Raw genomic sequence first — 19,371 nt, 5'->3', positions numbered from 1 at the left:
ATCGTGCCGGTGGCAGACCGTCTGCCGCTGAATGGATGCGCCTGTAGTTATAAAAGTCGTCGATGTAGGCCCCGATGTCGCGTTCCGCATATGCGTGGTCGGGGTACCCTTTATCGTCGATCCATTCGCTTTTGAGACTTCTAAAGAAGCGCTCCACCGGCGCGTTATCCCAGCAGTTCCCCTTTCTGCTCATGCTCTGGATGATGCCGTTTGCCTTCAGCTCGTTCACGAAGTGCGCGCTGGTGTACTGGCATCCCTGATCCGAGTGGAACATCAGGCCCGGTGGCGGCCGTCGATGCTCGCGCGCCTGCTGCAAAGCCCTGATAACCAGTACCGTATCGGGCAGTTGCGCAAACGCCCAGCCGACGATACGGCGTGAATACAGATCCATCACGATGGCCAGATAGGACCAGCCCTGAAGCGTTCTCACGTACGTAATATCGCCCGCCCATACCTGATTGATCGACGACGGCTCGAACCGACGCTCAAGCAGGTTGGGAGCCACCAGCGCTTCACCGTCAGTCTTGCGATAACGGTGCGTTCGTCGTCGCGCCACCGCCAGTTGTGCCTCGCGCATCAGCGATCGGGCACGGTAACGCCCGATCGCGTGGCCTCGCTGCTGCAAGGCCTGAGCCATTCTGCGACTGCCATAGCTGGCGCGGCTTTCGCCGTGAATTTCGCGCACCGCCTTGAGCAGCGCGGGCGCAGCAGCAACTCTGGCGGGCCGTGTGGAAACGGCGTAATAGCTGCTTCGAGGCACCTTCAGCAGCTCGCACATCACGCTCACCGGCCAGGCCTTCTTCAGCGAATGGATCACTTCGATGAGCGATCCATTTCCTTGACGAAGAAGGCCGTGGACTTTTTTAGGATCTCGCGCTCCCTTTCGAGCTCGATCACCCGCGCCTCCAGTTCCCGGATGCGTCGCTGGTCGGCCTTGACCTGAATCTCAGTGCGCGGCGGCTCAGCCTGTTCGGCCCGCCACTGCGCAACCCATCGCCGCAAGGCCGTGTCTCCTACGCCCAGCGCCTCACAGGCCTTGGAGAATGAATAGCCCTGGGCAACCACCAGTTGCACCGCTTCAGCCTTGAATTCGTCAGTTATGTTCCGTCTGCTCATCTCTCACCTCAGTTGGAGAATTATCCCCTTTAGAGGTGTCCAGGACCATTGGACCACTACACACTTACTTTCTTTGCCGCCGCAAAGAAAGATAAGCAAAGAAAGCGGCTCACACCGCCAGCTCATAAGTGGGTCCCCTGGCTTGGAGGGGGCAGTGGTGCATCTGGAATCTGTGTTCTCGCATACTCCGCGTTAGCGACACAGGGCTCATTCGCTCCCACTCCGCACTGCGTGCGTCGCGGATGGGTCTGCATGGGAAACCAGAGGCTTCGTTTCGCGTCGCGGGGGCCATCGGCTTCGCCTCGGCGAAGTGCTTCCGCTCTTATTGGCGAACCCCACTTCAAATGAAATACCCATGCGGCGCATTCGTTGCATTCGTTGCGCGGCGGCGATCGTGCCCGCGGCTGCGATGCAGCGACGAATCGGGGATCTGTGCAACCGTGGAAGTGAACGCTCGAAATGGCGATGCAGCGCATTCACGGCACTGCCGCAGTCGTGCCCACGGCGGCGATGAACAACGAGTCAGGGCCCTGGATAAACCGTGAGAGCAAACGCTTGACGGGTGGTGTTTGAACTGCGCGTCGGCGCGCGCAGCGCCGCCGGAGGTATGACGCCCTTGTCACTAGCGCCGAATGTGCGAGAACACAGATTCCAGATGCACCACTGTCCCCTCCAAGCCAGGGGACCCACTTATGAGCTGGCGGTGTGAGCCGCTTTCTTTGCTTATCTTTCTTTGCGGCGGCAAAGAAAGTAAGTGCCGCCCCGCACAGGGGCAACGCTAATAAACCACTAACACAACAAGGAAAGGCCAACACCACAAGCAACCAACCAAAGCGCCGCGCAGGCAAAAAAAAACCTTTACCCCCCCGCAGCAGCCTCCCGCAAACACTCAACAAAAGCCACACAAGCCGCGCTCAACTCCTTATGCGACCGCACAGAAAACCCAACAGTCCCAAACGCCCCACTCTCCGGCAAATCCAGAATCCGCAACAACCCCGCGCCCTCGAACTGCTGCGCCGCGACCCGCGGCATCAACGCGATCCTCGGCGTATCGAGCAGCAAGCCAATATTCGTCAACAATGACAACGACTCCACAATATCCGTGGGCAACGGCAACCCCGCCGCCCGAAACAGATGCTCCGCAGACAACCGGGCCGGCGAATCAGGCGTCGGCAGAATCCACGGCGAGCCGACCAGATCCGATAGATGCGTCACGCCGGCCGGCGCCTGTCCATAGCCCTTGCCCACCACCACGCACAACGACTCTTCGAACAACGCCTCGTGCGTCAACGGAAAAGCACTCGCAATCGGCAACTCACGCTCGGGCAAACGTCCAACGACGATATCGAGGTCCCCCGTCGCCAGCGCCGGAAACAGATGCGCCGTCGTGCCCTCGCGCACCGTCACCAGAACATTCGGCGTACGTGCTTTCAACATGGCGATCGCCGCAGGCAACAGCCGCGCCGATGCCGAGATCAGTGTGCCGACAATCACATGGCCGCTTGTGCCGAGCCGGAAGTCGTTGAGTTCGTCGGTCATATAGCGCAACTCCGCCATCAGCGACTTGACCCGCCGGCCGAGCAGCAAACCCAGTTCAGTCGGCACGACACCGCGATTCGAGCGCGCGAACAGCGCGCCGTCGAAGCAGGATTCGAGTTCGTGGATGACCTTGGTGACGGCCGGCTGTGTCAGGCGCATCTCGTTGGCCGCACGCACGACGGAACGCGTCTCCAGCACGCGTTCGAAGATCATCAGCTGATTGAGCTTCAGCTTGCGGATCAGGGAGATCTCGCTGAGCGGATTGTGTTGCATGGCAAGGGTGGCCGGGAATCAATGATCCGCGATGGTAACAGCACGGCATCGACTGGCCGATTAGGGGCACCCCCGGTTCGGCCTGCCCTGGGCACGCCTATTGCTGTATATCGCTCGCCGGCGCAAACCCGTCAAAGCACGCTGTGCCCACAACGAGCAGCCGTTTTTAACTTCGATCCAGCAATCCATCGGTGGGAGGCCCCATGCTTCGATACGCTGTAATCTTCTTCATCATCGCGATCATCGCCGCGGTATTCGGCTTTGGCGGCATCGCCGCGGGCGCAACGGAAATCGCCAAGGTCCTGTTCTTCATCTTCGTGGTGATTTTCCTCGTTACCCTGCTGATGGGCGTGATGCGACGCTGACCATCAAGTCAGTCAGCCAAAGAAAGAAACACCCGCCCCGGCGCGCGGATTCACAGCATGTTGCAATACTTGCCACACAGCATTGCAATAGTTGCTGCCCGCTCCGGGGTTTTACGGCCTCACCCTCCCGCCTCGCCATCCCCTCACGCCGCGCGCGCAATCCTCGCCGGCACAGTCAGCCGATGCGACCAGTTCGCGAGCGTACGCGTGGCCACCGGCGGCTTGCTCAAGATCGCGCTGTCGTACTGCTTGCCGTCAAAGTGCACGAAATCGACAATGCGGAACCCCTGCCCTCGATAAAACGCAATCAGATGCGCAGCCGGTTGCGGCGTATCGAGCGCGAGCTCCGCGTAACCACGCGTCGCGGCCCAATGGTCGGCGAAAGCGATCAACAAGGTGCCGATACCGCGCGCCTGCCATGCGGGCTCCACACCGAACTGGCGCAAGCTGGCGATATCGTCGCGGCGGTACAGATCGCACGCGGACTCGTGATCCGGCGCATACAGCGTCATCGTGCCGACAATGCGCCCCTCGCAGACCGCCACGTAACAATCGCCGCGCGTCGCGCGTGAACGTGTCGTCTCCACCGTTTGATCCACGCACGTGCAGTTCAAACCCATTGCGCCGAGCCGGGTGAAAGCCCGATGCAGCAGCGCGGTCAACGCGACATATGAATCGCGCGACGGATCGAAGCGACGCAGTTCGACACGGCCCACGCCGTGATACACGTAATCGATACGGACAGATTGCTGCGTCGTTGCACGTTGCTTCACGTTGAACACCTCGCGCTATCAAGATGCACGAAGTGTAGGTTTGGCGCCTGGGCGTCTCAAGCAAAAATGTCGTAAAAACTCACAGGGAACGTGATGCGCGCATGCCTGCGCGGGCGCCGCCACGTTACCCGCGTTAGCCGCCTTGACCGCGCCAGCCCGCGCACTACCCTGCCGGTACCACGCACGGCTCGTTTTCCCGCAAGCCAAGATGCAATTCCTCGCAAAGGAACGTTTGCAAGGTTTGCACGGCAGCCGCCTGGGTGCCCGGCACGGGGCGCATGAAGAGCCCGAAATCGGCGGTGGGCGCATCGGGCAATCCGTCGGCCTGGCCGAGCACGCGCATCGACTCCGAACGGATATTGCCGTCGAGCAGCACCGACACACCGAGCCCGGCTTCCACCGCCGACTGCACCGCCGGCAAGCTCGTGCTGGTGCAGACAATGCGCCACGCAATGCCCGCACGCCGCAGCGCCGTCAACACCTGCTGCTGCCAAAGACATGCGCCGCCGAACGTCACCACCGGCAACGCCGCGTCGTCATCGCGGCTAAACCCGCGCGCGCCGACCCAGAAGAGCGGCTGTGTCCAGGTCAGGAGCGGCGTCGCGTCGACTAGCGCGGGGTCCCCCACAACCACGTCGAGGCCACCGTCCGCAAGCCGCTTCGACAGCGCCGAACTGGTATCGACGACGATCTCCAGCGCCACCTGCGGATACGCGATCGAAAAACGCCGCAGCGCGCGCGGCAGGCGGCCGACCGCGATGTCTTCCAGCATGCCGAGCCGCACGGCGCCAGAGACCTGCCCCGCGCTCAAGGCGCGCCGCGCATCGGCGCCCGCGCCAAGAATGGTATGCGCGAACGGCAGCAGCAGGTGGCCGGCTTCGGTGAGTTGCACGCCACGCGGCGAACGGTCGAGCAAGCGCTGCCCCAGTTCTTCTTCTAGCCGGCGCAATTGCATGCTCACCGCGGCCTGGGTACGTGCCAGGCGCGCCGCCGCCACGCCCACGGCACCGGCCTCCGCCACGGTAACGAACGCCCGCAAAAGACTGCTGTCGAGATCTCGGGTCATCACGTTTTCTGAAGTGGTCATAAGAAATATCAACTTATCTTAATACCGCTGACACCGATAAGATAGCTTCCCATGAACCCGACGAGCGTCAACGAGGCCACGATGCAGGACACCACCATCAAACCAGCGCTGAATCCCACGCCACTGCCGGTGAAGCCCACCGGCGCCGCAGCCGGGGCCGCGCTCCTGTGCGTGCTGTCGATGTCGAGCGTGCAGTTCGGCGCCGCGCTCTCCGCACCGACGATGGCAAGCTACGGCTCGCTCAGCACCACGTGGTTGCGCCTGTGCTGGGCGGCCGTCGTGCTTGCGTTGCTGGTGCGCCCGCGGCTTTTTAGCTACTCGCGCACGCATTGGCTCGCCGCAGGTGCGCTGGGCGCAGCGATGGCCGGCATGACACTGTGCTTTTTCGCGGCGCTTCAGCGGATTCCATTGGGTCTCGCCGTCGCGATCGATTTTCTCGGGCCGCTCGCCGTCGCGACACTCGCGGTGCGCCGCGCGCGCGCATTACTGTGGCCAGTATTGGCGATAGCCGGCGTACTGCTGCTCTCGCGCGATCGCGCGGGCTGGATCGGCGAACCGCTCGGCGTGCTGCTCGCTTTCGGGGCTGCAATCGGCTGGGGCAGCTATATCGTGCTGATGAAAAAGACCGGCGCCCTGTTCGCCGGACTCGAAGGCTTGTCGGTTTCGTTGATCGCAGCGGCACTGATCGCCACGCCGTTCGGCTTTGCACAAACCGGCATGCATATCGCCGCGGGGCAGATTGCCGCCACCGCAGGACTCGCGCTGCTGGTTCCGTTGTTGCCCTACGCGCTGGAAATGGTGGCCTTGCGGCACATGCCCGCCTCATCGTTTGGCATCCTGATGAGTGTCGAACCCGCGATCGGCGCATTGGCGGGATTCATCGTGCTGCATCAGCCAATGGGCGCCGTGCAGATAGCGGGCACGCTGCTGGTGGTCGCCGCGAGCGTGGGCGCCGTGGTGGCGACGCGCTGAACGGTGCTGAAGCGCTGAACCGCTGCAGGCGCAGCGTTCAGGCGAAATTTTCCGCTTCGTAAATACGCCGGCCCGCTGCGTCTTTCGCGCCGAGGATCGGTTCGATGCCGATAGGCCACTCGATGCCGATATCAGGATCGTTCCACAAGATGCAGCGCTCAAGTTCGGGGAACCAGTATTCCGTGGTCTTCCACAGGCATTCGGCAACGTCGGACAGTACGACGAAACCGTGTGCGAAGCCCGGCGGCACCCATACCTGCCGATAGTTATCCGCGCTCAGATAAGCACCGCTCCACTTGCCGAAGTTCGGCGAATTGAGCCGCACGTCCACGGCAACATCGAACACTTCCCCTACCACCACGCGAACGAGCCGGCCTTGCGGACGTTGCACCTGGTAATGCAGTCCGCGCAACACACCACGCACCGCGCGCAAATGACGGTCTTGCACGAAGTTGAAGCCTTGTGCGACGTCGACGGTAAACTCATCCGCGCTGAAGCTCTCGAAGCAGAAGCCGAATTCGTCGCAGAACACCTCGGGCTCGATGAGTCTCACCTCCGGCAGCGCCGTTGCCATTACCTTGTTGCCCATCATGGCCACTGTGTTCGCAAGAAGCCTGCCCCGAAAAAACGCGGCCGCCGATCCACACGCGGCGGCGTAGCTTCCAACACACGCCGCGCGCCGCACGCCCCCTCAAGCGAGGCGGTGCACCGTTTGCAAGGCGCCCGCCGAAACTCACACCTCGCTCGCCACCCGGCTGCGCGCGCGATATTCGGTAGGCGACAACGCCATGCGCTTGCGGAATATCTTCGCCAGGCGATCGCCGTTACCGGTGCCGCTGCGGCGCGCGATCTTGTCGACCGGCAGTTCAGTTTCGGTCAGGAAGTTGCAGGCAATCCGCAGGCGCACCTGTAGCAGATAGTCAGACGGCGTGACCTGCATTTCATGCTTGAAACGCCGCAGGAAATTGCGCTCGCTCATCGCCGCCACTTGCGCGGCGTCCGCAACCGATACGGGGCGATCGCAATTCGCCTCCATCCAGCGCGCGGCGGCACGGATTTTCTCGGCGACGCTGAGTGTGCCGCCTTCCGCCGGCAACGGTACCCAGCTGGCGGCCATGCCCGGCATGACCCGATCGGCGACGTTGCGCGCAAGCTCCGCGCCGAGGTCGCGCTTGATGAACATCAGCGCACTGCGCGCACAGTCGTTACGATCGTTGGCGGCGCTGCGCGCGGCATCGGCCGTGGCGCTCGCCAGATAGCGGTTCACCTGCTGGCCGTCATGATCCGCCGGACCCGCGGCTTCCAGCACGAGACGGCCCTCGCCGATCGTCTCGATCGCACGGGTACGCGTTTGCACCGAGCGCAGCCATCCCAGCAAGCGTTCGTCCTGCGCGGCCTCAAGTGCGCCGTAGCCGCCGGCGATGAACAGCACGTCAAAACCGCTGCCGTAACGGGCGTCGATACGGTCAGTCCAGATTCGCGCCGACGAGGAACTCGCGACGCTGCCGCCGTCCATCGACAAAAACTGGACTTCATAGGGCGGCTCTTCGCCGGCCCGCGAGCCGGAAAGTTCGTTGGCGGTCTGAAACATCTCCACCACCGTGCCAGGTCCGAGCAGCCAGAAGCCGTCGAACAGCAACACGCCGATTCGCCGCGCTGCACTCCGTACGTTCAGCATTGGCGTATGTAACCAGGTAATCCTCGCAGTATCCAGATGCATGTGCGGCATGATCTTTCCCCAAACTGTCGTACGTTGTGGACCCCGCTGCCCGTTGGCCGGCCGGTACAGTCGAATTTAAATAACGGCGGATGAAAACCGCCGGCAACGCTGCTTAACCGATTATGCGTGATGTTAGCGGAATGCCTCGTCATAGTAAATTTTAAAAACAAATCTACATCGAGAAAGGCAACGTATGAAGAAAACCATTATTTCGCGTTTCATATGAGTGTCGGCATACGATCTCCCATAGAACCGGATCATACCGGAGCCACGCCTGCCCACGCGCCGAGAAACCTTACACAGACTTGCTCCCGAGCATTTCATCGCAACCTGCGGATTTATTTCGGATCGTGATATTTGCAGTGGCTATTCATCGCGCTTGCGTCTGGAAATGTTTCAAACATGAAATCCAGACATCGCAAATGATGAACATTCAATCGGGCCTTTATTCGCAAATCGGGAATTTATCGACAGTGGCAGTGTGGCGAACCGCACATTTAATGAAACAATCAGGATCAGGCATTTCCATATCTGATTTTTAAGCGGTTGAAAATGTTTCTATAATGAAACATCCAGTCTATTTTCATATGAAGAATTACCGGCCAATTGTCCCTTAATCCGGAAAACATCAGACCATTCAGCACCCGCGGCGGAAATCGTGCCAGCGGCATCCTTAAACAAAGTTTCATCCCAGGATCGTGCTCTTTAAGACTTGGTTAAGTGAAGCAGCACCATAATTTGCATACCGTGTGAGCAGGAAGGAGCAAAGACATGTCGCGCCCCATGAGCATCGAGAGAGTCAACGAATATGGACAGAACGCGGTTCGCATCGCCATCGACGACCGTGCGGTCCTGCTGGAAGCAGCCGATCTGGACGCCGTGATCGAACACCTCAGCGCGCAGCGCGCCATGATGCGCCCGGAAGTGCCGAAAGAACCGCTGCGCACCCATCAGTACGTGATTGAAATCGATCCGTGCTGGCACGCTGAAAAACATCCGCTGCATGACGGCGCCGTGCTGTTCCTGCGGCACTCGGGTCTCGGTTGGGCTGGCTTCGCGCTTCCCACCGAAAGCCTCGCCAGACTGCATCACGCCTTGACCCAGCAGCTGGAAGCATCGCTCGAAGTGCACGGCATGCTCAACTGAGCCGGCCGCGCCGCTGATGCGCGAACGCATGTGGCTTGTTGCGTTTCGCGCAGCACTGCGTTTCAGATTGCACGCGCACCTCGCCGCCCGACCCGCCTATACTTGCCCCGCCGCTTCATAGCGGTTACTTTCAATCAGGTCTCTTTCCGAAGCGCGGCTCTGGCCGCGCTCTTTTTTTGCGCATTGCTTAGGATTACTGCTCGTATTCGTAAGCACTCGCCAGGCAAGGTTCCTTTCAGTTCATGAACATTGCACAAAACTAAAAAAGACTTAATGCACCTAGCAGTTCCGTTTTACCTGCGATCGCCGATGATGCGCTCATCGTCCTTCTCTACTGTTCCAACATGAACCAGCTACAAGCGATGCGTGTCTTCACACGAGTGGTCGATCTTGCCAGCTTCAATCTTGCGGCGAGACAGTTAGGCATGTCCGCAGCGGCAGTCACGCGCAGCGTCGGCACCCTGGAAGCACATCTGAACATGCGCCTGTTGAACCGCACCACGCGCAGTCTTTCCCTGACCGATGTGGGTCGCGAGTATCTCGACGGCTGCCGCACGATCATCGAGAAACTCGACGAGATGGAATCGAACCTGCTGGAGACAACCCGCGATCCGCAGGGCACGCTGCGAATCGCTACGCCAATGACGTTCGCGACTGCCGGCCTGGGCACCTTGCTGGCCGCGTATCGCACGCTGCATCCACGCGTGGACTTCGACGTGACGACGTTCGATACGCATATCGATCTGGTGGAAGGCGGTTTCGACGTATGTTTCTCCGACGACCGGCGGCTTGCCAACTCCTCGCTAGTGAGCCGCACGCTGACCAGCATCGATGAAATGACGGTCGCCTCCCCTGCCTATCTGGCACGCCACGGCACCCCTCGCGATCCCGCCGCGTTGAACCGCCACGGCCTGCTGACGGTCTCCGATGGCTCGTCCCGCGCATGGGAGTTCTCGGACGCCGACGGCATCTACCGCGTCAATACCGGCAGCGCGCTCACCGCAACGAGCAGTGCAATGGTGCGCGTGGCCGCGCTCAACCACATGGGCATCGCCTTGCTGCCGCAGCCGATCATTGCCGGCGATCTCGCGCAAGGCACGCTCCTGCCCGTGCTCGAACAGTTCGAAATCAACGGCGGTCCGCGTCAGGTGTCGATTCTCTATTCCGGCCGCAATTACCTGTCGATGCGCGTGCGCAGTTTCATCGACTTCGCGGTCAGCCAGTATCGCGCGCCGGACCGCCCGGTTGCACTGCGGGCAGTCGCCTGAGCCGGGCTCCCGCATCATGCCCAAAATACTGACGATCGAAGATGACGAGCTGATCGCACACGACATCGTGCGTACGCTCAGTGCGAGCGGTTTCGCGGTCGACGTGGCACGCACCGGCCGCGAAGGCATGGCGAAAGTGATGGCAGGCGACTACGACGTCGTCACGCTCGACCGCATGTTGCCCGACCTCGACGGCCTGACCATCGTGGCGACCATGCGCGGTGTCGGCATGGAAACGCCGGTGCTCGTCATGAGCGCGATGTCCGATGTCGATCAGCGCATTCAGGGTCTGCGCGCCGGCGGCGACGACTATCTGACCAAGCCGTTCTCGCCCGAGGAAATGTTCGCACGCGTCGAAGTGCTGCTGCGGCGCCGGCCGCGTCACGCCAAAGCTGAAACGCTGCTGCGCAGCGGGGCGCTGGAGCTCGATCTGGTACGGCGCAAAGTCACTTACCGGCAGCGCGAACTCGATCTGCAGCCCACCGAATTCCGCGTGCTCGAATTCATGATGCGTCACGCCGGCCAGGTGCTCACGCGCACCATGATTTTCGAAGCCGTGTGGGGCTGCCGCTTCGATCCAGGCACTAACCTGATCGACGTACATGTAGGCCGTTTGCGCAAGAAAGTCGAGACGCCCGGCGAGCGCCCGTTGATTCGCACCATTCGCGGTTCGGGCTATCTGTTCGGCTGACACCACATTACTCGCAAGTTTTCCGACGAAGCTTTGGCGCTGCATGCAGCGCTAAAGCCGTTGCAACGCGAGTATCCGCGCCACCGCGCACACCGTTCCAGCTTCCTAAAACTAGTTTCATTTGTTTAGTCCACCACTGTTAGGACCCGCTCTCCAGAATGCCGTTACCGGGCCCGCGCAATGGGTGCGTGCCCTAACCGCCATACGCCCGCGCAGATTCAATCGCGCCTCTGAACGGAGCAGCCTTCGATGTTAAAAATAGTCCGGTTAGCTTTGACCCGGCCCTACACGTTCATCGTGCTTGCGATGCTGATCCTGTTGATCGGCCCGCTTGCCGCGTTGCGCACGCCGACGGATATCTTTCCCGACATCCGTATTCCCGTGATCAGCGTAGTCTGGAACTACGCCGGCCTGCAGCCGGACGACATGTCCGGACGCATCGTCACTTACTATGAACGCACGCTCGGCACGACGGTCAACGACGTCGCGCATATCGAGTCGCAATCGTTTCGCGGTTACGGCATCGTCAAGATCTTCTTTCAGCCCACCGTGGATATCCGCACCGCCACCGCGCAGGTGACCTCGGTTTCGCAGACGGTGCTCAAGCAGATGCCGCCCGGCACCACGCCGCCGCAGATCCTGAACTACAACGCGTCCACGGTGCCGGTGCTGCAACTGGCGTTGACCAGCAACACGCTCGACGAACAGAAACTCGCCGACTACGCGACCAATTTCATTCGCCCGCAATTGCTGAGCGTGCCCGGCGTGGCGATTCCAACGCCGTACGGCGGCAAGACCCGAGAAGTGCAGATCGATCTGGATCCGCAAGCGCTGCAGGCGAAAAAACTCTCGGCCAATGACGTCGCCACTGCCCTCGCGCAGCAGAATCAGATCATCCCGGCGGGGACCGAAAAAATTGGCCGTTTCGAATACAACATCAAGCTGAACAACAGCCCGCTCGCGCTCGACGAGCTGAATGCGCTGCCCATCAAGACGGTAGACGGCGCAACGATCTATATCCGCGACGTGGCTCATGTGCGTGACGGCTATCCGCCACAAGGCAACGTGGTGCGCGTGGACGGTCATCGCGCGGTGCTGATGAGCATTCTGAAGAACGGCTCAGCGTCGACGCTCGACATCATCTCCGGCGTCAAGGCACAATTGCCGCGCATTGAAGCGACACTGCCGCCCGGACTGAAACTCGTGACGATGGGCGACCAATCGACCTTTGTAAAGGGCGCGGTGAGCGGTGTGGCGCGTGAAGGCATCATCGCTGCCGCGCTCACTTCGCTGATGATTCTGCTGTTCCTCGGCAGTTGGCGCTCGACGCTGATCATCGCTGCATCGATTCCGCTGGCGGTGCTGGCGGCGATTGCGGGTCTCGCCGCAATGGGTGAAACGCTCAACGTGATGACGCTCGGCGGCCTTGCGCTCGCGGTCGGGATTCTGGTCGACGATGCCACGGTCACGATCGAAAACATCAACTGGCATCTCGAACAGGGCAAGGACGTACGCAGCGCGATTATGGACGGCGCCGCGCAGATCGTCGCGCCCGCATTCGTCTCGCTGCTGTGCATCTGCATCGTGTTCGTGCCGATGCTGCTGCTCGACGGCATCGCGCGTTTTCTGTTCGTGCCGATGGCCGAAGCGGTGATCTTCGCGATGATCGCGTCGTTCATTCTCTCGCGCACCTTCGTGCCAATGATGGCGCAGTATCTGTTGCGCCCGCATGCGTCGGGCGGTCATGCCTCGGGTGAACTGGCGGCGCTGATGGACCCGCATGGCGGCCATTCGCATGCGGCGCGGTCGCGCAATCCGTTGGTGCGCTTCCAGCGTGGTTTCGAACATCGTTTCGAGCGCGTGCGCAGCGTGTACCGGATCATGCTCGGTCTCGCGCTCACGCATCGCAAGCGTTTCGTGACGGGCTTCCTGGTCGTGGTCGGTGCGTCCTTCCTGCTCGCGCCGTGGCTCGGCCGCAACTTCTTTCCGAATATCGACTCCGGCGCAATCGCGATCCATGTGCGTGCCCCGATCGGCACGCGAATCGAAGATACCGCCGCGCAATTCGATCTGATCGAGAACGCCGTGCGCCGCGTAATTCCGCCGGACCAGTTGCGCAGTATCGTCGACAACATCGGCCTGCCCAATAGCGGTATCAACCTGACCTATAACAACAGCGGCACGATCGGACCGCAGGACGGCGATATTCTGATCTCGCTGAACGAGGATCACCAACCTACGGCCGGTTTCGTGCGCACACTGCGTGAAACGCTGCCGCGCCAGTTTCCGGGAACGACCTTCGCGTTCCTGCCCGCCGATATCGTCAGCCAGATTCTGAATTTCGGTGCGCCTGCGCCTATCGATCTGCAGGTGGCCGGGCCGAATCAGGCGGCCAATCATCGGTACGCGAGCGAGGTCATGCGGCGCATGCGCCTGATTCCCGGTATTGCCGACACGCGCATCCAGCAGGCGTCGACGTATCCGCAATTCACCGTTTCCGTTGACCGCTCACGTGCCGATCAACTCGGCATCACAGAACAGGACGTGACTAATTCCGTGGTGGCGAGCCTCTCGGGCACGAGCCAGGTGTCGCCGACCTACTGGCTGAATCCGAAGAACGGTGTGTCGTATCCGATCGTCGCGCAGACGCCGCAATACGACATGACGTCCCTGTCGAATCTCAGCAACCTGCCGGTGACCAGCAAGGGCGGGCAGGCGCAGATACTCGGCGGCATCGCGACCATCTCGCGCGGCGTCGGCGATGCGGTGGTCTCGCACTACAACATCGAACCGCTTTACGACGTGTTCGCGACCACGCAAGGCCAGGATCTCGGCGCCGTTGCGGCGAAGATCCAGAACATCGTCCATGCCACCGCGAAAGATGTGCCGAAGGGTTCGATCGTCACGCTGCGCGGCCAGGTTCAGACGATGAATAGCGCGTTCCTCGGTTTGTCGCTGGGTCTGGTCGGCGCGATCCTGCTGATCTATCTGCTGATCGTCGTGAACTTCCACTCGTGGAGCGACGCGTTCGTGATCGTCACCGCGTTACCCGCAGCGCTCGCCGGCATCGTGTGGATGCTATTCACCACGCACACCCCGCTCTCGGTGCCCGCACTGACCGGCGCGATTCTCTGCATGGGCGTCGCGACCGCGAACAGCATTCTGGTGGTGAGTTTCGCCCGCGAACGGCTCGCAGTGACCGGCAATGCGCTGGTTGCAGCGATGGAAGCCGGCTTCACACGCTTTCGCCCAGTGCTGATGACGGCGCTCGCGATGATCATCGGCATGGCGCCCATGGCGCTCGGTCTCGGCGATGGCGGCGAACAGAACGCACCGCTCGGCCGCGCGGTGATTGGCGGTCTGATTTGCGCGACTTTCGCCACGCTGCTATTCGTACCGGTCGTGTTCAGCCTCGTGCACCGACGCGACGCCGGCGCTCACGATTCGCCACACGATCCATCGCATCGCTCATCAAACGATCCCTCGCACGATCACTCATCATCCGAACCCGGAGTCCAACATGTCCACTGAGATCGAGATCAATTCGCCGAAGCGGCTGCGTCATCTGAAGCTGGCCGGTATCGTCGCGCTGCTGGCGGCAGCGGGCATCGTGACGAGCGGCATTGCCAGCCGCGTGCATGCTAAACAGGAACTCACCACCTGGTCAGCCCAGCAAGCCGTGCCGACGGTGGTGGCATACACCCCGAAACACGACCTCGACGCGCAGGCGCTGGTCTTGCCCGGGCGGCTCTCCGCCTTTGTCAACGCCCCGATCTACGCGCGTGTGTCGGGTTATCTGCATGCGTGGTACGCCGATATCGGCACGCACGTCAAAGCCGGCCAGTTGCTCGGCGTGATCGACACGCCCGACCTCGATCAACAACTGCTGCAGGCCCGTGCGGATTTGCAGAATTCGGTGGCGAACGAGAAACTCGCTGCATCCACGGCAAGCCGCTGGACGAAAATGCTGCAGCAGGATTCGGTTTCGCAACAGGACGCCGACGAAAAGACCAGCGATCTCGTGGCCAAGCAGGCAACGGTCGCCGCCGCGCAAGCCAACGTGCGGCGTCTAGAGGCGCTTGAATCGTTCAAGCGCATCACCGCGCCGTTCGACGGCATCGTCACCGCGCGCACCACCGACATCGGTGCACTCATCAACGCAGGCGGCGGCAACGGGCCTGATCTGTTCACGGTCTCCGACGCCCGTCAGTTGCGCGTCTATGTGAGCGTGCCGCAGGACGAGGCGGCCGCCATCAAACCCGGCATGACCGCCACGCTCACCGTACCCGAACGACCCGGCGTGAAGTTCAACGCCAAACTCGTCGACACCGACGACGCGATCACGCCCTCCTCGGGCACGCTGCTCGTGCAACTCGCGGTCGACAACCAGGACGGCCTGCTAATTCCCGGCGAATACACCGAGGTGCATTTCGCACTGCCCACCAACTCGCATGCGCTGTCGATTCCGGCCAGTTCGCTCATTTTCCGGCAGGCCGGTTTGCAGGTTGCGGTGGTCGGCAACGACAACCGCGCGGTGCTCAAACCGGTGTCGATCGCCACCGATCTCGGCACCCACGTCGAAATCGCCTCGGGTCTGAATCCGACCGACCGCGTGATCGACAACCCGCCCGACTCGCTCGCTTCCGGCGACGAAGTCCGGCTCGAAAGCAATCCGGCCGGTACGACGGACACGTCGCTAGCCGAACGCCGGCCGGCGGAGAGCGCTCATGGATAAACGCCGCATCTGTATCGCGCTGGCGGCCGCGGCGCTGGTGAGCGGCTGCTCGTTCGCACCCACCTATCAGGCGCCCGCTACCAGCATCCCGACGGCCTTCAAGGAAGGTGGCGACTGGCAGCGCGCGAAACCCGCCGACCGCGTGCCGCGCGACGCGTGGTGGAGCGTGTATCGCGATCCCGTACTCGATCACCTCGAAGTTCAGGTGGCGGCCGCCAATCCGGACGTGGCGGCAGCGATGGCGCGCCACGACGAGGCCACCGCGTATCTGTCGCAAGCCCGTTCGGGCCTGTTTCCGACCATCGGCGCCGAAGCGTCGGTCAATCGCCAACGGCAGTCGGATAACCGCCCGCTGCGTGGCGCGGGTCAGCCCTCCGTGTACGGCACGAATACCGTCGACGTCGGCATCGGTTACGACCTGGATCTGTGGGGCAAGATCCGCAACGAGGTATCGGCGGGCCGCTCGGCGATGCAGGCGAGCGAGGCCGATCTCGAGTCGGTGCGTTTGAGCTTGCAGGCGAATCTGGCCAGCGCGTACTTCAATCTGCGCGGGCTGGACGAACAGCAGCAACTGCTCAACGATACGATCGACACCTATCAGCACGCGCTCAAACTCACGTTGAGCCGTCACGCGGGCGGCATTGCATCCGATCTCGACGTCTCTCGCGCGCAAACGCAACTCGACACCGCGCGCGCTTCCGCCGACGACATCGCCGCACGCCGCGCGCTGTACGAACACGCGATCGCCAGTCTGACCGGCACGCCCGCGTCGTCATTCACACTCGCGCCGGAGATCGAAACAGCGTACCTGCCGTCGATTCCAACGGGCGTGCCGGCGGCACTGCTGCAACGGCGCCCCGACATCGCGGCTGCCGAGCGCCGCGTCGCCGAGGCCAATGCGAAGATCGGCGTGGCCAAGGCAGCGTTCTTCCCGGATATTTCCCTCGGCCTCGACGGCGGCTATCAAAGCGACACGCTTTCGCCGTGGCTGATGGCGCCCAACGAGATCTGGTCGGTCGGGCCGAGCCTGGTGCTCACGTTATTCGATGGCGGCCGCCGTGAAGCGATCACGCAACAGGCGCGCGCCACGCTCGCCGAGAACGGCGCGAAGTACAAGGCCACCGTGCTGCTCGCTTTCCAGCAGGTCGAAGACAACCTGGCCCAGCTGCATCATCTGGGCGACGAGGCCACGCAGCAAAACGAGGCGCTGGTCGCCGCGCAACGCACGTTGACGCTTTCGATGTCGCGCTATCGTGACGGCGTGGTCAGCTATCTGGACGTGGTAACCGCGCAGACCACCGAACTCACCACGCAGATCGACGCATTGAACCTCAATACGCGGCGTCTGCTGGCCTCGGTGGGCTTGATCGAGGCATTGGGAGGCGGCTGGTCGCCGGACGGCGCTACGGGCACGCCAGCGGTTCAGGCGGCAAGCGTGCAAGTGGCGCACCCCGGTCCCAACGTGCTTGCGTCCGCGGATTGAATCTGCCATCTGGTTAGCCATTGCCTCAGGCATTGGGGCTGGCTGGGTCATAAAAAAACGTCGCCGGCTCATCACCGGCGACGTTTTTTATTCGGGCACGCCTAACGCAGCAGCTTGCGGTTTGCCTGCACGGCTCAGAACCGATGCCGCATTCCCAGCGCCACCACCGCTTGCCGGTCGCTCGACGAAGCCGCCAGCGAATAGATCGACGCATTGCCCAGCACCGCGATACCGTCCGCGCCCGACACATGCTGATACACGCCTTCCAGGTACACATCGGTCCGGCGTGACAACGCGTAGTCCGCCTGCAGCATGAACTGATTCCACTTCGGCGCGACGCTCTTGCCGTCATCGCTGAAATGTCCATCGGTGAACGTGTACGAACCACCGAGCGTGAATGCCGGCGTAATCGCGTAGCGCGCGTTCAGTTCGTAGTTATTGAAGGTCAGCATGTCGCCGTTGAGTGTGGAGTACGCGCCACCCTGGGTGATCTGATGCGGATCGTCGAGCATCGTCCGCGTGAAGACCAGACCGACGGTCGCCGCGCCGAAGGTATAGCGGCCCGCCGCACCGAGAATGCGCTGGCGCGCGCCGGTAAAGGTCGCATCGCCGTCGCTGCTGCTCACCGCGCCGCCGGTATTCGTGGGTTGATTGACGCCGCCTGGCTGGTTCACCTGCAGATAGGCGAGCGCCAGATTGAACGGACCGCCCGTCCACTGCGCGCCGAAACTGTAGGCATTGTTGTTGCTGACACCACCGGCCGCATTGCTAAAAGCATAGGCGCCGCCGACCGCGAAGCCGTCGTACGTCGCGCTGCGGAACTTCAGCGCGTTGTTCATGCGCAGATCGTTGTTGAGGTTGTCGTTATCGAACGGATGATCGGCGATATTGCCGCCGAAGCCCGAGCCCGTTGCCGACAGCGGTGCCACGAAATCGACGAGGAAGTCGTATTGCCGGCCCATCGTCACGGTGCCCCACTGTTTGCTTGCGAGACCAACCCACGCCTGACGGCCGAACTCGTCGCCGCCGTTGGAGAGCTTGCCGCTGTCGATATTGAAACCGTTCTCCAGATCGAAGACCGCGCTCAGCCCGCCGCCCAGGTCCTCGTTACCACGCAGGCCCCAGCGGTCAGTACTGACATTGCCGCTCTCCATCATCCAGTTGCTTTTGCCGCCTGAAGCCGTTTTCTGATTGCTGATGTAGTCGATGCCCGTATCGAGGGTCCCGTAGAGCGTGACGCTGCTTTGCGCGTGCGCCGCCGCACCGAAGGTGCCGGCCAATGCGATGAGTGTGGTTGCCAATGCTTTGTTCATGTTTGATTCCGGGTAAGAGAAGGCGCCGGTCCGCGCATTGACGGACCGATCCCGCACACCGTGCGGGTAGCCGCAATGTAGATTTGCGCGATGACATACCCATGATCAAAACCGGTCGATTCATGAAACGTTTTTTATGTTCATGACATGTCGCCGAAGGACCCTTAAAACATTGCCGCGCCGATGCTACAACAGATAAATATCTTTTCATGCACACATCGCCGAACCGCTAAAGCCAGGTGACTATCCTTCTCATCAACCGATCCACGAATGCATTGCGGTTCGCGAATCGGTCCCATCCAATTTGATTTGTGAGGATTACGAACATGAAATCTCTGACGCTCGCCATCGCTTTCATCGGTGCAACCGCAACGGCTTCCGCTTTCGCTCAATCGACCACGGCACCGGCGCAACAGAACGCCGCGCCGGCGATGCAAGTGGCGCAGAACAGCACCTCCGCGGTCAGCGCCGGGGGATCGTGGGTGGCGCCTTACGGTCAGGCTACGGCTGGAAAGACGCGCGCGCAGGTTTATCAGGAACTGGTGCATGCGGAAAAGGACGGCCAGCTTGCCTATCTGAATTCGACGCTCTACGCACACTGATCCACATGGACGACGATAGCCGGATGAATGAATCCATCCGGCTCCATCGTTTATCGCACGGCCCTGTCTTCCTGCCCTGACAACATCAATGACCCTCCGCACCGCGATCAAACGATCAGCTTCTTTCGCCGTTGCCGCCGTCGCCGCCGGACTGCTGTTATCCGGTTGTGCAACGTCAACGACACCTACCAGCGCCGACAACTGTGTCGGTCCACCGAGTTACTGCAACGTTTATTTTGGTTCATGAACAAAAAAGAGCGCGCTCCCCTTTCGGGCAGCGCGCTCTTC

Annotated in this window: 16 protein-coding genes; 9 read left to right on the top strand and 7 right to left on the bottom strand. The window is 61.7% G+C overall.

The genetic code is table 11. The annotated features are described in order from the left end of the window. Both BCY88_RS30080 and BCY88_RS30070 read right to left on the bottom strand, forming a co-directional pair. A protein-coding gene (locus BCY88_RS30080; protein WP_220669656.1) for an IS3 family transposase occupies positions 1–1,116 on the bottom strand; the annotation gives its coding sequence in 2 pieces (ribosomal slippage) (positions 1–858 and positions 858–1,116; 1,117 coding nt annotated over the 2 pieces). This gene is flagged as partial in the annotation. An 858-nt stretch (positions 1,117–1,974) separates the two neighbouring features. Next, the gene (locus BCY88_RS30070) at positions 1,975–2,928 is read right to left on the bottom strand and encodes a LysR substrate-binding domain-containing protein (RefSeq protein ID WP_120347795.1); all 954 of its coding nucleotides are present in this window, start codon (positions 2,926–2,928) and stop codon (positions 1,975–1,977) included. A gap of 203 nt (positions 2,929–3,131) precedes the next feature. Here BCY88_RS30070 and BCY88_RS30065 point away from each other — a divergent pair, with 203 nt between their 5' ends. Beyond that, complete coding sequence (locus tag BCY88_RS30065) at positions 3,132–3,293, top strand: DUF1328 domain-containing protein (RefSeq protein WP_035551387.1); 162 nt, start codon at positions 3,132–3,134, stop codon at positions 3,291–3,293. A 143-nt stretch (positions 3,294–3,436) separates the two neighbouring features. Here the strand turns inward: BCY88_RS30065 and BCY88_RS30060 are convergent, their stop codons facing one another. Both BCY88_RS30060 and BCY88_RS30055 read right to left on the bottom strand, forming a co-directional pair. Then, on the bottom strand, positions 3,437–4,066 hold the full coding sequence (locus BCY88_RS30060; RefSeq protein WP_120347799.1) for a GNAT family N-acetyltransferase: 630 nt from the start codon (positions 4,064–4,066) through the stop codon (positions 3,437–3,439). A gap of 163 nt (positions 4,067–4,229) precedes the next feature. After that, on the bottom strand, positions 4,230–5,153 hold the full coding sequence (locus tag BCY88_RS30055) for a LysR substrate-binding domain-containing protein (protein ID WP_259461554.1): 924 nt from the start codon (positions 5,151–5,153) through the stop codon (positions 4,230–4,232). Positions 5,154–5,234: 81 nt separating this feature from the next. Here BCY88_RS30055 and BCY88_RS30050 point away from each other — a divergent pair, with 81 nt between their 5' ends. Beyond that, positions 5,235–6,125: an EamA family transporter gene (locus BCY88_RS30050; protein WP_120347797.1), complete on the top strand. Its 891-nt coding sequence runs from the start codon at positions 5,235–5,237 to the stop codon at positions 6,123–6,125. A 37-nt stretch (positions 6,126–6,162) separates the two neighbouring features. On the opposite strand, the gene rfbC is transcribed toward BCY88_RS30050, so the two are convergent. Together rfbC and BCY88_RS30040 are read right to left on the bottom strand one after the other, a co-directional pair. Further along, complete coding sequence (gene rfbC, locus BCY88_RS30045; protein ID WP_120347796.1) at positions 6,163–6,714, bottom strand: dTDP-4-dehydrorhamnose 3,5-epimerase; 552 nt, start codon at positions 6,712–6,714, stop codon at positions 6,163–6,165. Positions 6,715–6,858: 144 nt separating this feature from the next. Further along, the gene (locus BCY88_RS30040; RefSeq protein ID WP_120347794.1) at positions 6,859–7,854 is read right to left on the bottom strand and encodes a GlxA family transcriptional regulator; all 996 of its coding nucleotides are present in this window, start codon (positions 7,852–7,854) and stop codon (positions 6,859–6,861) included. Between the two features lie 762 nt (positions 7,855–8,616). Here BCY88_RS30040 and BCY88_RS30035 point away from each other — a divergent pair. The 6 genes from BCY88_RS30035 to BCY88_RS30010 all read left to right on the top strand — a co-directional run bounded on the left by BCY88_RS30035 (position 8,617) and on the right by BCY88_RS30010 (position 17,168). Beyond that, positions 8,617–8,991, top strand: a complete 375-nt coding sequence (locus BCY88_RS30035) for a hypothetical protein (protein WP_120347793.1) — start codon at positions 8,617–8,619, stop codon at positions 8,989–8,991. Positions 8,992–9,335: 344 nt separating this feature from the next. Then, a complete protein-coding gene (locus BCY88_RS30030; RefSeq protein WP_120347792.1) occupies positions 9,336–10,259 on the top strand; it encodes a LysR family transcriptional regulator in 924 nt (307 codons plus the stop codon). Between the two features lie 16 nt (positions 10,260–10,275). Next, positions 10,276–10,950, top strand: coding sequence for a response regulator transcription factor (locus tag BCY88_RS30025; protein WP_120347791.1), 675 nt, complete (start codon positions 10,276–10,278; stop codon positions 10,948–10,950). 249 nt (positions 10,951–11,199) lie between these two features. Continuing rightward, positions 11,200–14,481 (top strand): efflux RND transporter permease subunit, encoded by a 3,282-nt coding sequence (locus BCY88_RS30020; RefSeq protein WP_120347790.1) that lies wholly within the window; start codon positions 11,200–11,202, stop codon positions 14,479–14,481. After that, positions 14,471–15,685: an efflux RND transporter periplasmic adaptor subunit gene (locus BCY88_RS30015; RefSeq protein WP_120347789.1), complete on the top strand. Its 1,215-nt coding sequence runs from the start codon at positions 14,471–14,473 to the stop codon at positions 15,683–15,685. The genes BCY88_RS30020 and BCY88_RS30015 overlap by 11 nt, the downstream gene beginning before the upstream one ends. Beyond that, positions 15,678–17,168, top strand: coding sequence for an efflux transporter outer membrane subunit (locus BCY88_RS30010; RefSeq protein WP_120347788.1), 1,491 nt, complete (start codon positions 15,678–15,680; stop codon positions 17,166–17,168). Before BCY88_RS30015 ends, BCY88_RS30010 begins: the two co-directional genes overlap by 8 nt. 134 nt (positions 17,169–17,302) lie before the next feature. On the opposite strand, the gene BCY88_RS30005 is transcribed toward BCY88_RS30010, so the two are convergent. Continuing rightward, positions 17,303–18,481, bottom strand: coding sequence for a porin (locus BCY88_RS30005; protein WP_120347787.1), 1,179 nt, complete (start codon positions 18,479–18,481; stop codon positions 17,303–17,305). A 326-nt stretch (positions 18,482–18,807) separates the two neighbouring features. Here BCY88_RS30005 and BCY88_RS30000 point away from each other — a divergent pair, with 326 nt between their 5' ends. Further along, the gene (locus tag BCY88_RS30000; RefSeq protein WP_120347786.1) at positions 18,808–19,083 is read left to right on the top strand and encodes a DUF4148 domain-containing protein; all 276 of its coding nucleotides are present in this window, start codon (positions 18,808–18,810) and stop codon (positions 19,081–19,083) included. The last annotated feature ends 288 nt before the right edge of the window (positions 19,084–19,371 follow it).

Origin of the sequence: Paraburkholderia fungorum, from assembly GCF_003610895.1 — a bacterium.
GTDB classification, from domain to species: Bacteria; Pseudomonadota; Gammaproteobacteria; order Burkholderiales; family Burkholderiaceae; genus Paraburkholderia; species Paraburkholderia fungorum_B.
This window is presented reverse-complemented; position numbering and strand designations above follow the sequence as displayed.